Origin of the sequence: Agromyces sp. Soil535 (assembly GCF_001428255.1) — a bacterium.
GTDB lineage: Bacteria > Actinomycetota > Actinomycetes > Actinomycetales > Microbacteriaceae > Agromyces.
Map to the genome: position 1 here is coordinate 32,123 of NZ_LMRW01000011.1, position 14,493 is coordinate 46,615.

The 14,493-nt window shown below is 65.0% G+C and carries 15 protein-coding genes; 11 read left to right on the forward strand and 4 right to left on the reverse strand.

The genetic code is table 11. The features are described 5' to 3' along the window. Window positions 1-18 precede the first annotated feature (18 nt). Together ASG80_RS09180 and ASG80_RS09185 are read left to right on the forward strand one after the other, a co-directional pair. Complete coding sequence (locus ASG80_RS09180) at window positions 19-813, forward strand: hypothetical protein (RefSeq protein ID WP_156401742.1); 795 nt, start codon at window positions 19-21, stop codon at window positions 811-813. 5 nt (window positions 814-818) lie between these two features. After that, window positions 819-1,592 (forward strand): hypothetical protein, encoded by a 774-nt coding sequence (locus ASG80_RS09185; protein ID WP_056729882.1) that lies wholly within the window; start codon window positions 819-821, stop codon window positions 1,590-1,592. A gap of 3 nt (window positions 1,593-1,595) precedes the next feature. On the opposite strand, the gene ASG80_RS09190 is transcribed toward ASG80_RS09185, so the two are convergent. The 4 genes from ASG80_RS09190 to ASG80_RS09210 form a co-directional block, all read right to left on the reverse strand. Beyond that, window positions 1,596-2,228: a thermonuclease family protein gene (locus ASG80_RS09190; RefSeq protein ID WP_082590036.1), complete on the reverse strand. Its 633-nt coding sequence runs from the start codon at window positions 2,226-2,228 to the stop codon at window positions 1,596-1,598. Between the two features lie 272 nt (window positions 2,229-2,500). Continuing rightward, entirely contained in the window at window positions 2,501-2,770 is a 270-nt protein-coding gene (locus ASG80_RS09200; protein WP_056729922.1) for a glutaredoxin family protein, read from the reverse strand. A gap of 59 nt (window positions 2,771-2,829) precedes the next feature. Continuing rightward, window positions 2,830-3,324 (reverse strand): single-stranded DNA-binding protein, encoded by a 495-nt coding sequence (locus tag ASG80_RS09205; protein ID WP_056729885.1) that lies wholly within the window; start codon window positions 3,322-3,324, stop codon window positions 2,830-2,832. Between the two features lie 22 nt (window positions 3,325-3,346). Continuing rightward, window positions 3,347-4,168: a ParA family protein gene (locus ASG80_RS09210; RefSeq protein ID WP_056729886.1), complete on the reverse strand. Its 822-nt coding sequence runs from the start codon at window positions 4,166-4,168 to the stop codon at window positions 3,347-3,349. A gap of 817 nt (window positions 4,169-4,985) precedes the next feature. Between ASG80_RS09210 and ASG80_RS09215 the strand changes: the two genes are divergently transcribed. The 9 genes from ASG80_RS09215 (at window position 4,986) to ASG80_RS09255 (ending at window position 14,478) form a co-directional block, all read left to right on the forward strand. Beyond that, window positions 4,986-5,321 carry a hypothetical protein gene (locus ASG80_RS09215; RefSeq protein ID WP_056729887.1) on the forward strand — a complete coding sequence of 112 codons (336 nt, stop codon included), beginning with the start codon at window positions 4,986-4,988 and terminating at the stop codon, window positions 5,319-5,321. A gap of 41 nt (window positions 5,322-5,362) precedes the next feature. Continuing rightward, a complete protein-coding gene (locus ASG80_RS09220; protein WP_156401744.1) occupies window positions 5,363-6,001 on the forward strand; it encodes a hypothetical protein in 639 nt (212 codons plus the stop codon). Beyond that, entirely contained in the window at window positions 5,986-7,452 is a 1,467-nt protein-coding gene (locus ASG80_RS24785) for a hypothetical protein (RefSeq protein WP_235508254.1), read from the forward strand. Before ASG80_RS09220 ends, ASG80_RS24785 begins: the two co-directional genes overlap by 16 nt. Then, the gene (locus tag ASG80_RS09230) at window positions 7,449-9,089 is read left to right on the forward strand and encodes a hypothetical protein (protein WP_056729890.1); all 1,641 of its coding nucleotides are present in this window, start codon (window positions 7,449-7,451) and stop codon (window positions 9,087-9,089) included. The genes ASG80_RS24785 and ASG80_RS09230 overlap by 4 nt, the downstream gene beginning before the upstream one ends. Before the next feature lie 428 nt (window positions 9,090-9,517). After that, on the forward strand, window positions 9,518-10,510 hold the full coding sequence (locus tag ASG80_RS23910; RefSeq protein WP_162256614.1) for a hypothetical protein: 993 nt from the start codon (window positions 9,518-9,520) through the stop codon (window positions 10,508-10,510). A 167-nt stretch (window positions 10,511-10,677) separates the two neighbouring features. Continuing rightward, entirely contained in the window at window positions 10,678-12,210 is a 1,533-nt protein-coding gene (locus tag ASG80_RS22900; RefSeq protein WP_162256615.1) for a type IV secretory system conjugative DNA transfer family protein, read from the forward strand. Beyond that, window positions 12,207-12,866, forward strand: coding sequence for a hypothetical protein (locus tag ASG80_RS09245; RefSeq protein ID WP_056729893.1), 660 nt, complete (start codon window positions 12,207-12,209; stop codon window positions 12,864-12,866). Before ASG80_RS22900 ends, ASG80_RS09245 begins: the two co-directional genes overlap by 4 nt. Continuing rightward, a complete protein-coding gene (locus ASG80_RS09250) occupies window positions 12,866-13,423 on the forward strand; it encodes a hypothetical protein (protein ID WP_056729894.1) in 558 nt (185 codons plus the stop codon). Before ASG80_RS09245 ends, ASG80_RS09250 begins: the two co-directional genes overlap by 1 nt. Continuing rightward, window positions 13,420-14,478 (forward strand): peptidoglycan DD-metalloendopeptidase family protein, encoded by a 1,059-nt coding sequence (locus tag ASG80_RS09255; protein ID WP_056729895.1) that lies wholly within the window; start codon window positions 13,420-13,422, stop codon window positions 14,476-14,478. The genes ASG80_RS09250 and ASG80_RS09255 overlap by 4 nt, the downstream gene beginning before the upstream one ends. Window positions 14,479-14,493: the final 15 nt, after the last annotated feature.

Sequence of the window (14,493 nt, forward strand, 5' to 3'; positions counted from 1 at the left end):
CCACTCGAAGGGGGAGTAGTGACGTCGACGGTAGCACTGATCGATACACATCCTGATCGAGTCGCCCTGACTGTGGAAAAGCTCGATGAGCTCCTCCGGATCGCGCACGAGGAATCGCGTCTGGTTGCAGGCGATTCGCTGCTGAGCGCGACCATCGGCGCCGAGCTCACCACCTCGCAGCTTGCGACGCTCCTCGACCAGCTCGCCCCGGCACTCGACGCCCGCGAGGCGTGGCTCCGGTCGGTGAACGGTCATCGGCGCGCAACAGCGGTGCGTGGCCGGGAATCAACGGCGACGCCGGATGTCGAGCCCCTGGAGGAAGCACTCCGAAACTTTCCGACTGCTATTCGCGAGCGGATGCTCGCAGCCGGCTCCCGCGACCAGGTCGTCGCCGATGTCCTGCCTCTGTCGCGCAAGACGCTCGAGAAGGTTCGCCTCATGCTCAGATGGGCCAAGGACGTGACCCTTCCCGTCGAAGCTCGTTCAACGATCGCCGGTTGGATTCGCGATATTGACGAAGGCGCGAAGGTCGATGGTCTCTACCGGCAGGCACGAGCGCTCAACGAAGAGTACGCAGCTCCCTCAGCAGCACCAGCCCTAGCCTCTGTGGTCTCAGCCCAAGCGGTGGTTACCAAGCTCGTGACCTTGGTGACCGACCTCGAGCTCCACGTCCAACGGCTGAACGCCGCAGGGCTGCTGGCCCAAGCCGTGCATCTCGACGCCGGCGGCCGGGCAGCACTCAATGGCGTGCTCATGTCAGTCGAGCGGACGATCAACGATCTGCGGACCGTCGCCAGTACGGAAGGGCAGTAATCACCATGAACCAGCGTGAGATCTTCCGGGAGGCCCTCGAGGCACTTGCAACGGATCGAGACTCGTTCCTCCGCGACGAAGAGTCGTTCTCCGCCTTCCTCGACATCATCCGAAGCCGGCTCGTTCCTGCCGTGCTGAAAGCTGGGCAGTTGAGGGCGTACGACTACCACCGTGACGAAGCAGCGTCCGTCATCGTCGCGGGCCTCGTCGAGCACCCGATGCTCTGTCGGCAGATACTCGACGCCGCAGCTGACCCCTTCGCTTATGGGAGCACGGTCGTCCGTGAGTTCGTGAAGCAGGAGCTCGGCGCCGAGAAGGCTACCTACGCCTCGCCCTCTGGTGATGAATGCCGCTTCACCTTCGCACCGGTCGAAACCGCCGAGCCTCACCCCGCTCCCGAGCACGTGTCGGCCGACGAGAACGAGCACCTGCGCACCGCGGTGATGCGGACCACCGGAACGCTCGCGCCGTATACAGGTGGTTCTGTTGCCGTCGACCTGGTTGGTCTCGTTGCGTGGTTCGCGCTGCACCCTCCGGCCGATGCGTCCCGATCGGGACTTCTGCTCGACCAGCTGCAGTGGGAGCAGCCGCACCACGACAGGCGAACGCTCACAGCGCTGGCAAACATTACGTGGGGAGGTCGCCCAGATATGGCTGCCACCTCGCTTCTCGGCTGGTACCTGACCCGTGACGACGACCCGCACGGGTCGCTCACCCATCTACGAGCGATCCGTCTCTACCAGAGCCGGATGCAGCGCACCTTGCTCAGCGTCGCATAGCGCCTACGGGAAGCACGAACCCCAGAGACCTGCTCGCTGCTCCTTGGCCGCTTCTTGCGCCTGGATGAATCGCTGGTCGAGGTCGGTGCTCGCCGCCTCGTAGCGCACACCGTAGCCGCCGGCGAGGATCCGCTCCGCGACGAGATCTCCACCGACGACAACGTGTCGCAGCATGCGACCGTACTGGTCGGTGTCCTGTTGGTGCGGGTCGGTTACGAGGGTCACCTCGGTGAGGGGAGGCAGCATAGCCCCGAGAAAGCTAGAGGCCTCGGGGCCGAAGCATTCGACCGGAGCCTCGGGATCGACTGTCTCAGGAGTGTCGATCCCGAGGATGCGAACCGTCTGCGACTCAGCACTCGACGGGTCTACTGTGACGGGGACGACCTTCAGGGTGTCGCCATCCACTACCTCGACGACGATGGCCTCCGAGTGCGCCCCAGTCAGTGACTCCGGCGGCGTCGCCGGCCGCCACGTCGCGATACCCACGATGAGCAGCAATGCCAGTGCCAGAAAGCCGAGTCCGATCGGGATCCGCAACCACCGCGGAATCCGACGTCTCCGAAGGCGTGGCACGCCGTACATCGCATTCTCCGTTTCGGCCCTACCTAGTAAGGCATGGTTGAGAGTACCGCTCATCGCAGACACTGCACCCTACCGAGTAGGGTTGCCCACGTGGTGGAGGATGACGACCTCGAGCGGTTGAGGGCTGCAGCGACGGTGCTCACCCAGCACGACCAAAAGCGAGTTGCGCTCCTCGAGGAGCGTGACTCTGCCGTCGCCGCCGCACTGCGGGCCGGACACTCATGGCGGACCGTGCAGGCCGCTGCAGGGCTCAGTAAGCGTGGTCTCGAGCTCGCAATCCAGCGCCTCCGCTCCGCAGGTCCGTCGGACGAACGCATCGCCGAGCGTCAGTCCAGGCCCTGAAGCAGGGCATCGATTCTGTCGGGTCGAAATCCCGACCAGTGGTTCTGCTCGTCGGTGTTGTCCACGACGACGGGACTCTGCGTATATCCGAGTTCCTCCGTGACATAGGCAATTGCCGCCGGCGTCGCCGTGAGGTCGACCACTTCAAATGGGATCCCCTTGGCGTCAAGGGCACGGTACGTCGCCATGCACGGGCCGCAGTTGGGCTTGCTATACACGGTTAGTCGCGGCCGGGTCGGCAATGAGGTGCTCATGAGTCGGACCTCCAAAGAGTGCGGCGGCGGCGACTCCTCAGTCGCCATCGCCTCATTGGTCAGAAGGGGGTTTCGTCCGCGTAGGGGGGACCGGAGGGGGGCTCGGCCGTGTTCCACACCTCGCCGCCGCCCTGCTGGGTGTCGGGCTGGCCGCCCCCGAAGGAGCCACCGCCGACCGCACCGCGGTTGGAGGGAGCACGCGTCACGGTCGCGGTGGCGTAGCGCAGGCTCGGGCCGATCTCGTCGATCTCGAGCTCCATGGTGGTGCGCTTCTCGCCTTCCTTGGTCTCGTAGGAACGTTGCTTGAGACGCCCGGAAGCGATGACCCGGGAACCCTTGGTGAGTGAACCTGCGACGTGCTCGGCGAATTCACGCCAGACGCTCGCGCGCAGGAACAGCGCTTCACCGTCTTTCCACTCGTTCGTCTGCTTGTCGAACGTACGAGGAGTGGATGCGATGGTGAAGTTGGCAACCGCCAGCCCGTTCTGCGTGTAACGCAGTTCGGGATCTGCAGTGAGGTTGCCCACCACGGTGATGATGGTCTCGCCGGCCATATCAGTTCTCCATTCTGTGGGGCTAAGCGGTCGTGAGTACGGGAGTTGTGAGCAACCGCGATGCAATTGCGGTCCATGCCTGCACGTTCGCGGGGGAGAGCCGACCGAAGCTGAGTTCCGAACCGGCTGCGGCGTGTGCATCGAACGGAATGTCGACGAGACGGTTACCGGTTTGCTCGAGTGCGACACGTAGGCGCTCGAGCATCTGCTCGTCTTCGTACTGTCCATCGTGGATGTGCGCGACGACGGCATTTTCCGCGAGGTCAGATCGACCGCTGCGCCTGAGCTCGTCGAGGACGTCGATGCCAGCCAGGACCGAGTCCGCTCTTGCGCACACTGGGATGACGACGGCATCTGCGTGCGCGAGCGCGCTGGTGAACGCGCCCGAGTACAGGTTGTTCCCGGAGTCGAGCACCGTCACCTGGTACTGCTTCGCGATCATTTCGAGGAGCCTGTTGACATCCAGCCGTGTGAGGGTCGCTCGCTGCCCTTGTGAGCCAAGGACGTGTGCACCCGATGACTGCGGGGTCAGGTGCCCAGTGATTTCGCTGCCGTTGATGTCCTCTCGGTACATGGCGATGAGCTCGGCAAGCCCGCGTCGCGGGCTGCCTTCAGCTCGCCGCGCGAGGCTTCCCGCTGAATCTGAAACCTCGACGGCCGCAACGGGCATCGATCGCACCGCCGCGATCGCCGAAGCGAGTGTCAGGGCCCCGGTCGTCTTCCCGGCCCCGCCCTTCGGATTGGCAAACAGGATGCGCATGTTCGGAGGAAGCGTCGCGTGACGCAACGCGCTAACGATGGAGTTGTACGCGGCTTCCTCCTCGCTCGGGGTGAGCTTCAGCATTCCGCCGCTGATCCGATTCCATCGGCCACGCGCTCCCCAAGTTGCAAGTTCCGGCCCTGCCACGGACTCAGGCGCACTCATCAGCGCAGCAACGCTTGTGGTGGTCCCAATCGGTGCCACCACATGGGGGGTGAGTTCGCTAGGCATCCGCTCTTGATAGGCACGGAAGGCGGCCGCGCCGGGGAACAGCATCGAGTCGTCGGATGGGGTGGGCCGGGATACTCCCGACCCACCCGGGCGCGGAGTATCCGACTCCGCCTCGTTCCGTTCGCGCGACGAGGGGTTTGATCGCGAACGGACGGCTACGCTCGGCGCTTCCGCCAGACCCAGCGGGGCGCCGCAGTTCGTGCACCAATCGCGTCCGCTGGTCAGCTGCCGGCACTCGTGGCACAGACGCTCGGTCATCGAAGGTCCTTTCGGTTGTGGTCTTACCCCCCTAGAGACGCGCTGCGCGCAATACCCCCTCTAGTGGGGTGAAGCACATCATTTGACGAGAGGACGACCACGTAGATGCGATCCACACCTGAGCAGGCCGCATCTGGCGATAGCGACGGGACTTCCATCCCCGTCTTGACCGGGCCGATCCCTTCCCACCCGCGAACTGCCGAAGAGAGAGCCGAGAAGGAGCGCCTCGAGCAGGAGCGCTCGCATCGACTGCAGGAGGCCCGGGACAAGGGGTGGGTGCCGCTATCGACGTCGACGACCGAGCACCACCAGTCGGGAACCTATTCGATTCTCGACGTGCTCACTAGAGCAAGCCGTGAGCACATCGGCGTCACCAGCACATCTCAAGCACACCTCTGAAAGGACACCCAAAATGCACGGCATCGTTCTCAACTCGCTCATTCGCACCGAACTGTGGAACCCCTGGGACGGCGTCGACATGGACCTGTCGATCCTCGGCCCCAAGGGGGTCACCGTTTTCGGGATCGTGCTGGGCGCGGTCTGGGCCCTCGGATTTGGCGTCATGGCGGTCCTCACCATCAAGGCGCTGATGGATCTTCGTCATGCGGGCAAGGAATCGAACCCGGCGAAGAAAAATGAAGCCAAGAAGCAGGTGGCGTGGACGGCCTCGGCCACCATCGCGATCGCGGTGATCCCCACCCTCTTCCTGATCGTCATCAGCGTTGCGAATGCGGTGAACGCGGCATGAGCAGGTCCCGGCCGAAGAAACCGCGCAAGGTTCTCCTCGCCATGACAGTGGCGGTCGCCGGTGTTCTGGTTGCGGCCGGGACCGCTTGGGCGGTCACCGCCTACCTCGATTCTCCGCAGCCGGAGCCTGCAGAAACTGCCGGCGCTACACCCAGTCCCACCACCGTTGCCTCGGCCGTCGACGCATGCGCAGCCGGCAACTCGGTCACAGCGGAATCTCTCGTCACGCTTCAGATGGAAGCCGATGAGTCAGTGGAAGCCGCGGCCGAGGTTGCAACCGCCTACCTGCGATTCGTCGGCCACGGTCCCGCCTACCCCGACGCCGATTACGAGGTCGCACTCGGTGCGGTGCTCAGCTCCGAGCTCTTCACCCAGGCTGTTGACGAGGGCCTGCCCGCGTCACAGCCCTGGGCATCTGAGACTCGCGACTTCCTGATCTACGGCAGCCGCTATTACATCGAATCAGCATCGTCGGACTCAGTCGTGATCTCATTCGCTCTCGAGAACGGGCTCAACGAACAGCCCGTTCTCGGTGACCAAGGCGAGCCGACCTACTTCATCCCGCAGATCACCATGCGCCACTCGAGTGAGCGGGGCTGGGTCGTTGTGGGGTCGGAGCAGGGGCGCTCGCTCGAAGACCTTCTCACCATCGGTGAGCCGTTCGGATGGAGTTGCTCTTGAACTGCCCAGTTATTCCTGGCCCCGTTCCGATCAGCCCCTGCACCGGTCAGGGCCTCATCGAGCTCGGACAAGACGTCGCGAATGGCATCGGGTCCGTCGTGAACGTCCTGACCGACCCGGTGGGTTCGATGCAGCAGGCGGTCGAGTTCCTCGCTTCGACAGTCCTCCCCGGACTGATCGACCTTCTCCGGCCGGATTTCACCATCGAAGGGTTCGTGCGGCTCTATGCGGGCTCAATGGTCCTGAGCATGACCGTGCTCGCCATCCTGTCGGTGTTCACGATCATCAGCATGCGACGCGGCGGGACCAGTGGCGAAGACGCAATCCGAAGCCTCGCCGGCTACACGCCAGCCGTCATCGCAGGCATGGCCTTCGGGCCTGCACTCGCGATGGTCTTCTCAGGGGTTGTCTGGACCATCACCGATGCGATCGCCGAGTGGGGTCTGAAACAAACGATGACGACCTTCCTTCAAGGATTCGCCGCCCGCATCAGTGATGAGGACGCGGTCGGACTCCTCGGTGGAGCATTTCTGTCGGCGATCATCTTCCTCGGTTTGATCGCAGCGCTCCTCGGCGCCGGATTCCTGCTGATCGGGCAGCTCGCGATTACCTACTTGCTCGTCGCGATCATCCCGATCGGCGTGGCATGGCTCGCGAACCCGAAGACGAGGCGCGTCACGAAGATGTTCACGCTCGTGCTGCTGATCATCATGACCACGCCGGCGACGCTCACCTTCATGTTGTCGGTCGCTTTCGGCTTGGCGGCTGCGCTCGGTCTCGAGTTCAGTCAGCCCACAGCCCCAGGCGAAGAGCAGCAGCAACCGCTCCAGTTCTTCGTGAGCGTGGTCATCACGCTCATGGTGCTCCTTTTGGCCGTGTTCGGCCCAATGACGCTCCTCTCCGTCTTCAACAAGGCAGTGCCCGTCCAAGGTGCGGGCCAGGCTTCCGGTGGCGGGCTCAACCGGCCAGATATCCCTACGCCGGGCTCGCCGGGCGACAAGCCCACGCGCACCCACGACACAGCCAATTCCGGCCCCTCTGGCACCCCGTCGGCCGAGCCGGGTCTCACCCCTGACACGGTCGGGCCCAAGGCGGGCTCGCCCGCAGCAGCACGAACGGCGGCATCGTCTGGCGGCACTGCCGGAACAGGCACCGGCGCTGCCACCGCAGGCGCCGGGGCAGGCGCCGGAGCTGCCAGTGCCGGTGCAGCAGGTGCTGGTGCAGCAGGTGCCGGTGCAGGAGCTGCCGGCACCGCAGCTGCCGGCACCGCGGCCGCCGGCACCGCAGCTACCGCGACGGGGGCGGGTGCTCCTGTCGGGGTCCCGATGATCCTCGCGGCCGCCGCGGTCGCCGGAGCGGCGAAGGGCGCAGAGCTCGCGAACCGGGCGATGGACTTCCTCGATGACCAGGCGATGTACGCCGGCGAGGCCGTGGAAGGGGAGTACGTATGAGCCAGTTCGTTCGGCCCGCCGTCATCGGTGGCGAGCAGTCTTCACGTGGGTTCTTCGGCGGACGGATGACCCGAGCTAGGAAGGTCGCGCTGTTCGTCGGTGCCGGCGCCATCGTGGTGCTCTCCATCCTGCTCAAGGGCCCGGGCGCACTGGTTGGAGTCCTGATCCTCGTCCTCGGTTGGGTCGTCACGATCGACACGGACAACGACACTGTGTGGTCGCGTCGCATCTCGCAGCGCCGTTGGCGGCTCAGCAAGAAGGACGGCACATGGCTGTTCGTGCCGTTCAACCAGCAGGTATGGGACACCCTTTGGCGAACGTACGAGCGGGCGAAGAGCCGGTCGGAACGCGGACGCATCATGGACGACATCCGGGCGATGCGCGACACCCCCAACGGGGTCCAGGGATTCCGTTGGCTTGAGCAGCGTCTCGGCGAGCCCGGGATCGGCTGGCATCGGCCGCCGAACGGTGAGGAGGAGTACTTCTCAGTGGCTTACGCACACGACGGACAGGTATCCGGAATCGAACCCGATGTGTTCCTCGCCAACATGCAAGCGAACTACGAGCGAGTGCTCGCCGCTCATGCACCGGCCTCCTCCCGTCTACGCCGGGTGCAACCCATCACCCGCGTGCTGCCGGTCGATTCAGTTCGCCACGAGAAGTGGCTCTTCGACAACCTCGACCCCAAGGCGCCGCACCTGCTCAAGGAGTCGTACGCACAGGTCATTGCTCTACTGAGCGCCGGTCAGCTCTCACAGCGCCACTTCACGGTCGGGGTCTGGCCTGTGACTCCTCAGCTTCGGGAAGACGCCGCCGATCGCGGTGAGGGAGTTGAGGGGCTTCGCCAACTGATGGCTGGCGAAATTCAGGCATTCGCGGCGGAACTGCAGCGCGCTGGATTCCGAGGGGCGCGACCGCTGACCGCGCGACAGACCGCAGCCGTGATCCGCCACATGCAGAACCCCGACTTCGCGATCGATCGAGTCAACGACATCACCCCCGATGCGGGGTGGCTTCCCTCCAAAGACAGCAGGTCGTACACCACGTATTACGGAGCGCCGTACGGTCCCGATGGGGGTGTGACGGGCTGGAAGACAATGACCGCGCGGTTTGCAGGTGCGGACGTCGAACCAGCAGAACGAGACAGCCTGTGGCTCACGCCCGTCCTTTCCGGAATGAGCACGCAGATCGTTCGGACGATCTCCTTCCACCTCGAGCTCGTACCTCAGGCTGAGGCTCGAGCCCTGGCGCGCGAGGACCTCACTGATGACCTCTCCGAGAAGCAGTCCGACGCTCAGAAGGGGCGCCTCGAGGACGAAACCACCGACATGACCGCGAAGGGGGCAGCCCGCCGCCGCGCCGACCTGAGCCCCGGACGCACGCACCACGGCGTCAATTGGGTCGGCTACGTGACGGTCGCCGCCCGCACTCGGAAGGATCTGCGGCGTGCACGGCGCAGCATGGAGGACGCGGCAAGCAACGCCGGCATCCACAGGCTGACCTGGGTTGATGCTCAATCGTCCACTGTGAACTGCTACGCCTGGCCACTCGGCCGAGGAATCACCCCCCGCCGAAAGGGCCTCGGCGACCGGTTCATGACCATGCTCACCGGCAGCAAGAGCAAGGAGGCACTCTGATGACCAGCACGCTCCCCGCCCCCGTCGTTCAGGCGGAGCTCCTCACCCAGACGCTGTCCGAGCCCACGATCGACGAGCCCACGATCGACGAGCTCTGGGCCGAACGAGGGTGGAAGCCGCCGCGCCGGCGGGTAGACCGGATGATTCGGACACACCCCGTCCCTCCGGTCGGCTCGCCCTCCACGACACGACAGGCCGAGATCCTGAACACGGCCGTCATCGCCGCTCCAACCGGGCACGAGGGGATTCTTCGAGGGCGGGACCGGCTCTCGCGAACTCCAGCCGCGCACGACGAGCTCACCGCCTACAAGAAGGGGCTCGTAGACAGCGTCAACAGCGTGATTTGCGGCGATGTCGGCTCGGGCAAGACGAGTGATATGAAGATGAACTTCCTCGCACGATTGGCGGTCCTCAAGGGCCGACGCATCGTGAACATCGACAAGAAGGAGGAGAACGGTGAGGGCGAGTTCGCGGCAATGACTCGTGCCGCGGGAAGCGAACCGGTCCAGCTCTGGCCTGGTTCCGAAGGATCGACCATCAACCTCATGGATCCGATCCTCGTTGGCGGGCAGGAGGACGTCGGTGGCCAGTACTCGATCCTGCGCGCCACGACCGAGCTGCTCAACGACGGGCACCCGCTTTCGCCGTTCGAAGGCAAGGCCCTTCGCGTTGCTCGCCAAGCCGCGCTCCGAGCCGCGGAAGGACGCGGGAGGGTCCCCGTTCTCGAGGATGTGTTGAAAGAGCTCGGCAACGTCGACGACGACGCATTCAGTTTCCTCCGCGGAACCGCTCGGGATCAGATGCACAGCGCAGGTGCGACGGTCCGATTCATGCTCGAACGACTCCCAGAGGAGTTCCCTGGGCTCTTTGATGGCGAGACCTCAGAAGACGTGCAGCTGGGCCAGAAGGTCACGACCTTCGACATCCACCGGCTCCCCGATGGACCGGCTGTGTCGATCGCGATGATGCTCGTCCAGACTTGGCTCATCGGCATGCTGCGGCGGGAAGACCGCCTTCCCACGCAGATGAATATCCCCGAGGGGTGGCATCTCGTTGGCGGCCCGACCGGCAAGGTGGTTCGGTCCAATTCGAAGCTGCAGCGCGGCCTCGGCCTCGCCATGTGCGTCGACTTCCACCACCCGTCCGATTTCCCATCGGACGACCCGGCGATCGCCTTCCTCCGCGAGGCGCAAACCATCCACCTCTTCAGACAGTCCCGTGAAGACGATGCGATGGCATGCGAGCGCATCTTCGGCCTCCGTCCCGGAACCGGCCGGGCGCTGATGACGCTGGAGACCGGCACTCGGTACATCAAGATCGGGACTCGACCGGAGATCCTCGTCGACAACGTCCGCTCGGAGATCGAGGTCAAGCTCACGACCACCGACAGCGCGCTCACCAGGGGAGAGGGACGCGGATGAGCTCCCGTAGCGATAAGGAACTGTGGGCTGCGGGCGGGTGTGCGGCTCTCGGGTACTGGGGCGCTGTAGCGCTCACGTGCCCCGGTGCTGGCTTGAACCCGCTGAGCTCCCTCTATGTAGGGCTCACCCCTCTACTTCCGGCGATCGCTGAGCGCCAAGGCATCACCGTGGCCCCACTGGAACTGCTCCTTCCAGTCTGGGCAGGGATCTCCGTTGCTCTCGGCGCCGCGGTGGTAACTGGTGCATGGCTGATCAGTCGGCGGCGGACCAAACCGGGACGGAAGGGGCTCGCGTCGGCCGAGAACTTTGAGGTTCGAAACGCGAAGGTCGAGCTCCTGGCCGACAGTGAGCCGTTCGCGGTGATCGACGGCCGTCCGATCCATGAAGCCGCCGAAGATACTGCCTGGGTGCTCGCTCCCTCGGGACAGGGCAAGACGGTCCGCGCACTCGTGCGCTGGATCGCGCGGGCGGGTCGCGGTCCAGTGGTTGCGACGTCGACGAAACCGGATGTTGTTCGTCTCACCGCCCGGCTCCGCGCGGAGTTCGGTCGCATCTGGGTGTTCGATCCGCAGGGGGTGATGACCTGGCCTGAGTTTGCGCCGGCCATGCTTCCGGGGCCACAGGGGCCGACGAGGGCCCAGTGGGACCTTGTCGCTGGGTGTGAGCTTGACGAGGAAGCCTTGGCGCGGGCGAAGGGTGTGGTTGCCCCCGCAATGCCGTCCGGTGACGGTGAATCGAGCAACTCGAAGTTCTTCCGTGTTGGTGTGACGACGATTCTGCGGTGCTATCTCCACGCGGCCGCGCTTGAGGGGCGAAGCATGCGTGACGTCCTCGCATGGTCTCGGCGGTTCACCGACAACACCCCGTACGACATCCTCTACTCACACCAGGATGCGAAGCCCGGCTGGTACGACGACCTGGTCAAGTACACTCGCGGCGAAGCTCAGCAGACGATCGACAACATGGCGCAAACCCTCGCCTCCGTTCTCGAGCCGTTCTCGATCGAGCGAATCCTTGAGTCCGTCTGCCCTGGCCCGGGTGCCGGCTTCAGTGTCGACGAGTTCTTGGCCAGCTCGGACACGATCTACCTGCTCACGCCATCCGGTGGCTCGGCGCTCGGTGCTCCGGTTATCACTGCGCTCGTCGACACGATTCAGCGCGCCGCGCTGGAGCGGGCAACCAAGCTGCGCTCGGGGCGGCTCGACCCCCGACTCACCAACGCGCTCGACGAGGTCCCGAACGTATGCCCGATCCCGTGCCTTCCTTCCGTCATGTCGGACGGACGAGGGCACGGCATTCGCACGATGGGAGTGGCGCAGGACCGGCCGCAGCTGATCCAGCAGTTTGGGCGCAATCAGGCGAACACGATCATCGGTCAGGCTTCCTTCTTGGTCCAGCTCGGCGGCTCCACCGACGTCGAGCACCTTCGGGAGCTGTCGGCGCTTGCGGGCCGGCGGGAAGTTGACCGGACGAGCACCACGACGCATCAGCAGGGTGCCTCGTCGACGACCGCTACGCAGATGGAGGATCGGCTTCCTGTGGACGAGATTCGCGAACTGCCGATGGGCCAAGCGCTTCTGATGTACCGCGAGCTGCCAGTCGCAGTCGCCTATCTGCCGGCCTACTGGGAGACCAAGCGGAAGAGCGACTATGAGGCCTCCGTCGCCTGGGTATTGCACTACGAAGGGCATGGCGCATGACTGATCGGAACGAACCGGAGAACCACGAGCCGGACTACGACCTTGACCCTTGGGCCGAACACATGCCCCCGCCCGAAGAGGCACAGCACGCCGAAGCGGATGCTGCAGGAGCAGCAGAGGTCGATGGTGAGCCCGAGCTGTCGACGTTTGAGGAACTCGCGGCGACCGTGGCGTCGCACGGTGGCACGCTCGAGGCGATCATCGCGTACCTGCAGACGACACCGGGAGGTCCATGGACATGGAACCTCCTCGATGAGGAGCCAGCGACCAAGCTTTGGGCCGAGCTTCACGGGTGGGTGGAATGGCTCGATCACAGGTACCTGCGGAACCTCTCGCGGTCCAGGTACCCATTCAGTGCCCGTTGGTATCGGCATCCCGTCGCCGTCGAGCTCCTGACCGCCCTCATGGTCTCCCACCGTGCCACCTATCACCGGGGGGCGCACAAGCCTTCATCGGCGCTCGTCGATTGGCACGAGCGCTGCCTGTTTCCCACGCTCGATCGAATCAACCAGCTCGGTCTCTTCGAAGATGACGACAGTCGCAAAGGAACAAGCTGGCAGGGTCCACGTCCGGCCGAGCTCACAAACACCGACCCTGAGGACTTCACAGCGTTCCTCGAGCAGGACCTCGGTTCACGATCGAAGAAGCAGCAGTGATGCGAAACAACAGCCTGGCAGTCGCTACCGTCGTGGCCATCTCGGTCGCGCTCACTGCTTGCACAGCAAATCCCACGACGCCTGCCCCGTCCGAAGTACTGCCCTCGGTCAGCCCGACGCCGCACCAAACAGCCAGGGAGACAAGTGCCCCTCCTATTGCCTCGGTCGAGCCGTCAGCCCCGCGAGAAACCGCCGGTGAGCACGAGGTCGAGCCTGACCCGGCGGCGCCCCTCAAGGACGACGCGATCGACGTCGCCGCGTTAGCCGCCTCAACGTTCCTCCGCGCTTACGGTCGTGCGGACCTGTCTGCGAAAGACTGGTTCGCGGGCATTCAGGGTTTACTCACCCCGTCCTCGGCGGAGGCGTACGCGTACAGCGACCCAGCGACGATCCCGCCGTTCGAAATCTCCGGCGACCCGCTCCTGGTTGAGGGCAGCACGATCCAGCACGCACGATTCGATGTCGCGACCAGCACGGGCACATATCGGGTCATCCTCTTCCGCCCGGCCGAGAAGTGGCTTGTGGATCGGGCGGTACCGCCGGGGGGTGTCGAATGAAGGCGCTTGTGGGCGGTGTCGTCGTCGCTCTCCTTGTGGCCTTTGGTCTCTCGATTTTCGGCGGCGGGCGGAGCTGTGTACCGGGCGCGGGGGTTTCGACGGTCGAAATCGACCCTTCAAACCTTCCCAATGGCCTCGCCGGCTACGGCCGCGAGCAGCTCCTCAACGCCGCACTGATCATGCGATCGGGTCAGGCGCTCGACGTCGACGCGCGCGGTCAGACCATCGCGGTCATGACGGCGATGGGTGAGTCCAGCCTGCGGGTGCTCGAGCACGGCGATGAGGCCGGGCCGGACTCCCTTGGACTGTTCCAGCAGCGGGACAGCTGGGGGTCCCGCGGGGACCGTCTCGACCCGCAGAAGAGCGCGCAGCTCTTCTACGAACGCCTCGTCCAGGTATCGGGATGGGCGGAGATGGAGCCAACACTCGCCGCCCACAAAGTCCAGCGGAACGCGGACCCCTTCCACTACCGCCGGTTCTGGGACGCCGCACAACAGGTCGTGACCGCGCTCGGAGGGCTTCCCGCGGGGGAGCTCTCGGGTGCCTCCTGCGGCGCCGGTAGCAACGGTCCGATTCGTTTGCCGATCGACGGCCCGTATGGCATCACCGACAAGTTCGGATACCGCGGCGACATCGGCGTTGGCACCAACCCGTTCCACGCCGGTATTGACTTCGCCAACATGCCCGGCGGTAGCTGCGGCAAGCCCGTCTTCGCCGCCGCCGGCGGCCAGGTCACGAGTGCATCGAACGGGTATCTCTCCGTCCAGCACCCGGATCACTACACCGTGATCTACATGCACATGCCGGCCTCCACCTACAAGGTTCGAGCGGGTGACACCGTTCGGCCGGGGCAGCAGCTCGGCGAGATCGGCACCGAGGGCCAGTCGACGGGTTGCCACCTCCACCTCGCGGTTACGACGACCGGCACCACTAACCAGCAGATCGCTTCGATCCCGCAGAGTACCGCCCGGCCCGGCTACATCGACCCGGCAGAGTTCTATCGCCTCTTCGGAGTCGATGTGTGCCCGTCTGACCGCTGCAGCTACGCGAACTGAGGAACACGCCGCTCG

Coding starts and splice junctions, on each gene's coding strand:
- ASG80_RS09185 (WP_056729882.1), top strand. CDS start 819: ATGAACCAGCGTGAGATCTTCCGGGAGGCCCTCGAGGCACTTGCAACG.
- ASG80_RS09190 (WP_082590036.1), bottom strand. CDS start 2,228: ATGAGCGGTACTCTCAACCATGCCTTACTAGGTAGGGCCGAAACGGAG.
- ASG80_RS09200 (WP_056729922.1), bottom strand. CDS start 2,770: ATGAGCACCTCATTGCCGACCCGGCCGCGACTAACCGTGTATAGCAAG.
- ASG80_RS09205 (WP_056729885.1), bottom strand. CDS start 3,324: ATGGCCGGCGAGACCATCATCACCGTGGTGGGCAACCTCACTGCAGAT.
- ASG80_RS09210 (WP_056729886.1), bottom strand. CDS start 4,168: ATGCTGAAGCTCACCCCGAGCGAGGAGGAAGCCGCGTACAACTCCATC.
- ASG80_RS09215 (WP_056729887.1), top strand. CDS start 4,986: ATGCACGGCATCGTTCTCAACTCGCTCATTCGCACCGAACTGTGGAAC.
- ASG80_RS09220 (WP_156401744.1), top strand. CDS start 5,363: ATGACAGTGGCGGTCGCCGGTGTTCTGGTTGCGGCCGGGACCGCTTGG.
- ASG80_RS24785 (WP_235508254.1), top strand. CDS start 5,986: ATGGAGTTGCTCTTGAACTGCCCAGTTATTCCTGGCCCCGTTCCGATC.
- ASG80_RS09230 (WP_056729890.1), top strand. CDS start 7,449: ATGAGCCAGTTCGTTCGGCCCGCCGTCATCGGTGGCGAGCAGTCTTCA.
- ASG80_RS09245 (WP_056729893.1), top strand. CDS start 12,207: ATGACTGATCGGAACGAACCGGAGAACCACGAGCCGGACTACGACCTT.
- ASG80_RS09250 (WP_056729894.1), top strand. CDS start 12,866: ATGCGAAACAACAGCCTGGCAGTCGCTACCGTCGTGGCCATCTCGGTC.
- ASG80_RS09255 (WP_056729895.1), top strand. CDS start 13,420: ATGAAGGCGCTTGTGGGCGGTGTCGTCGTCGCTCTCCTTGTGGCCTTT.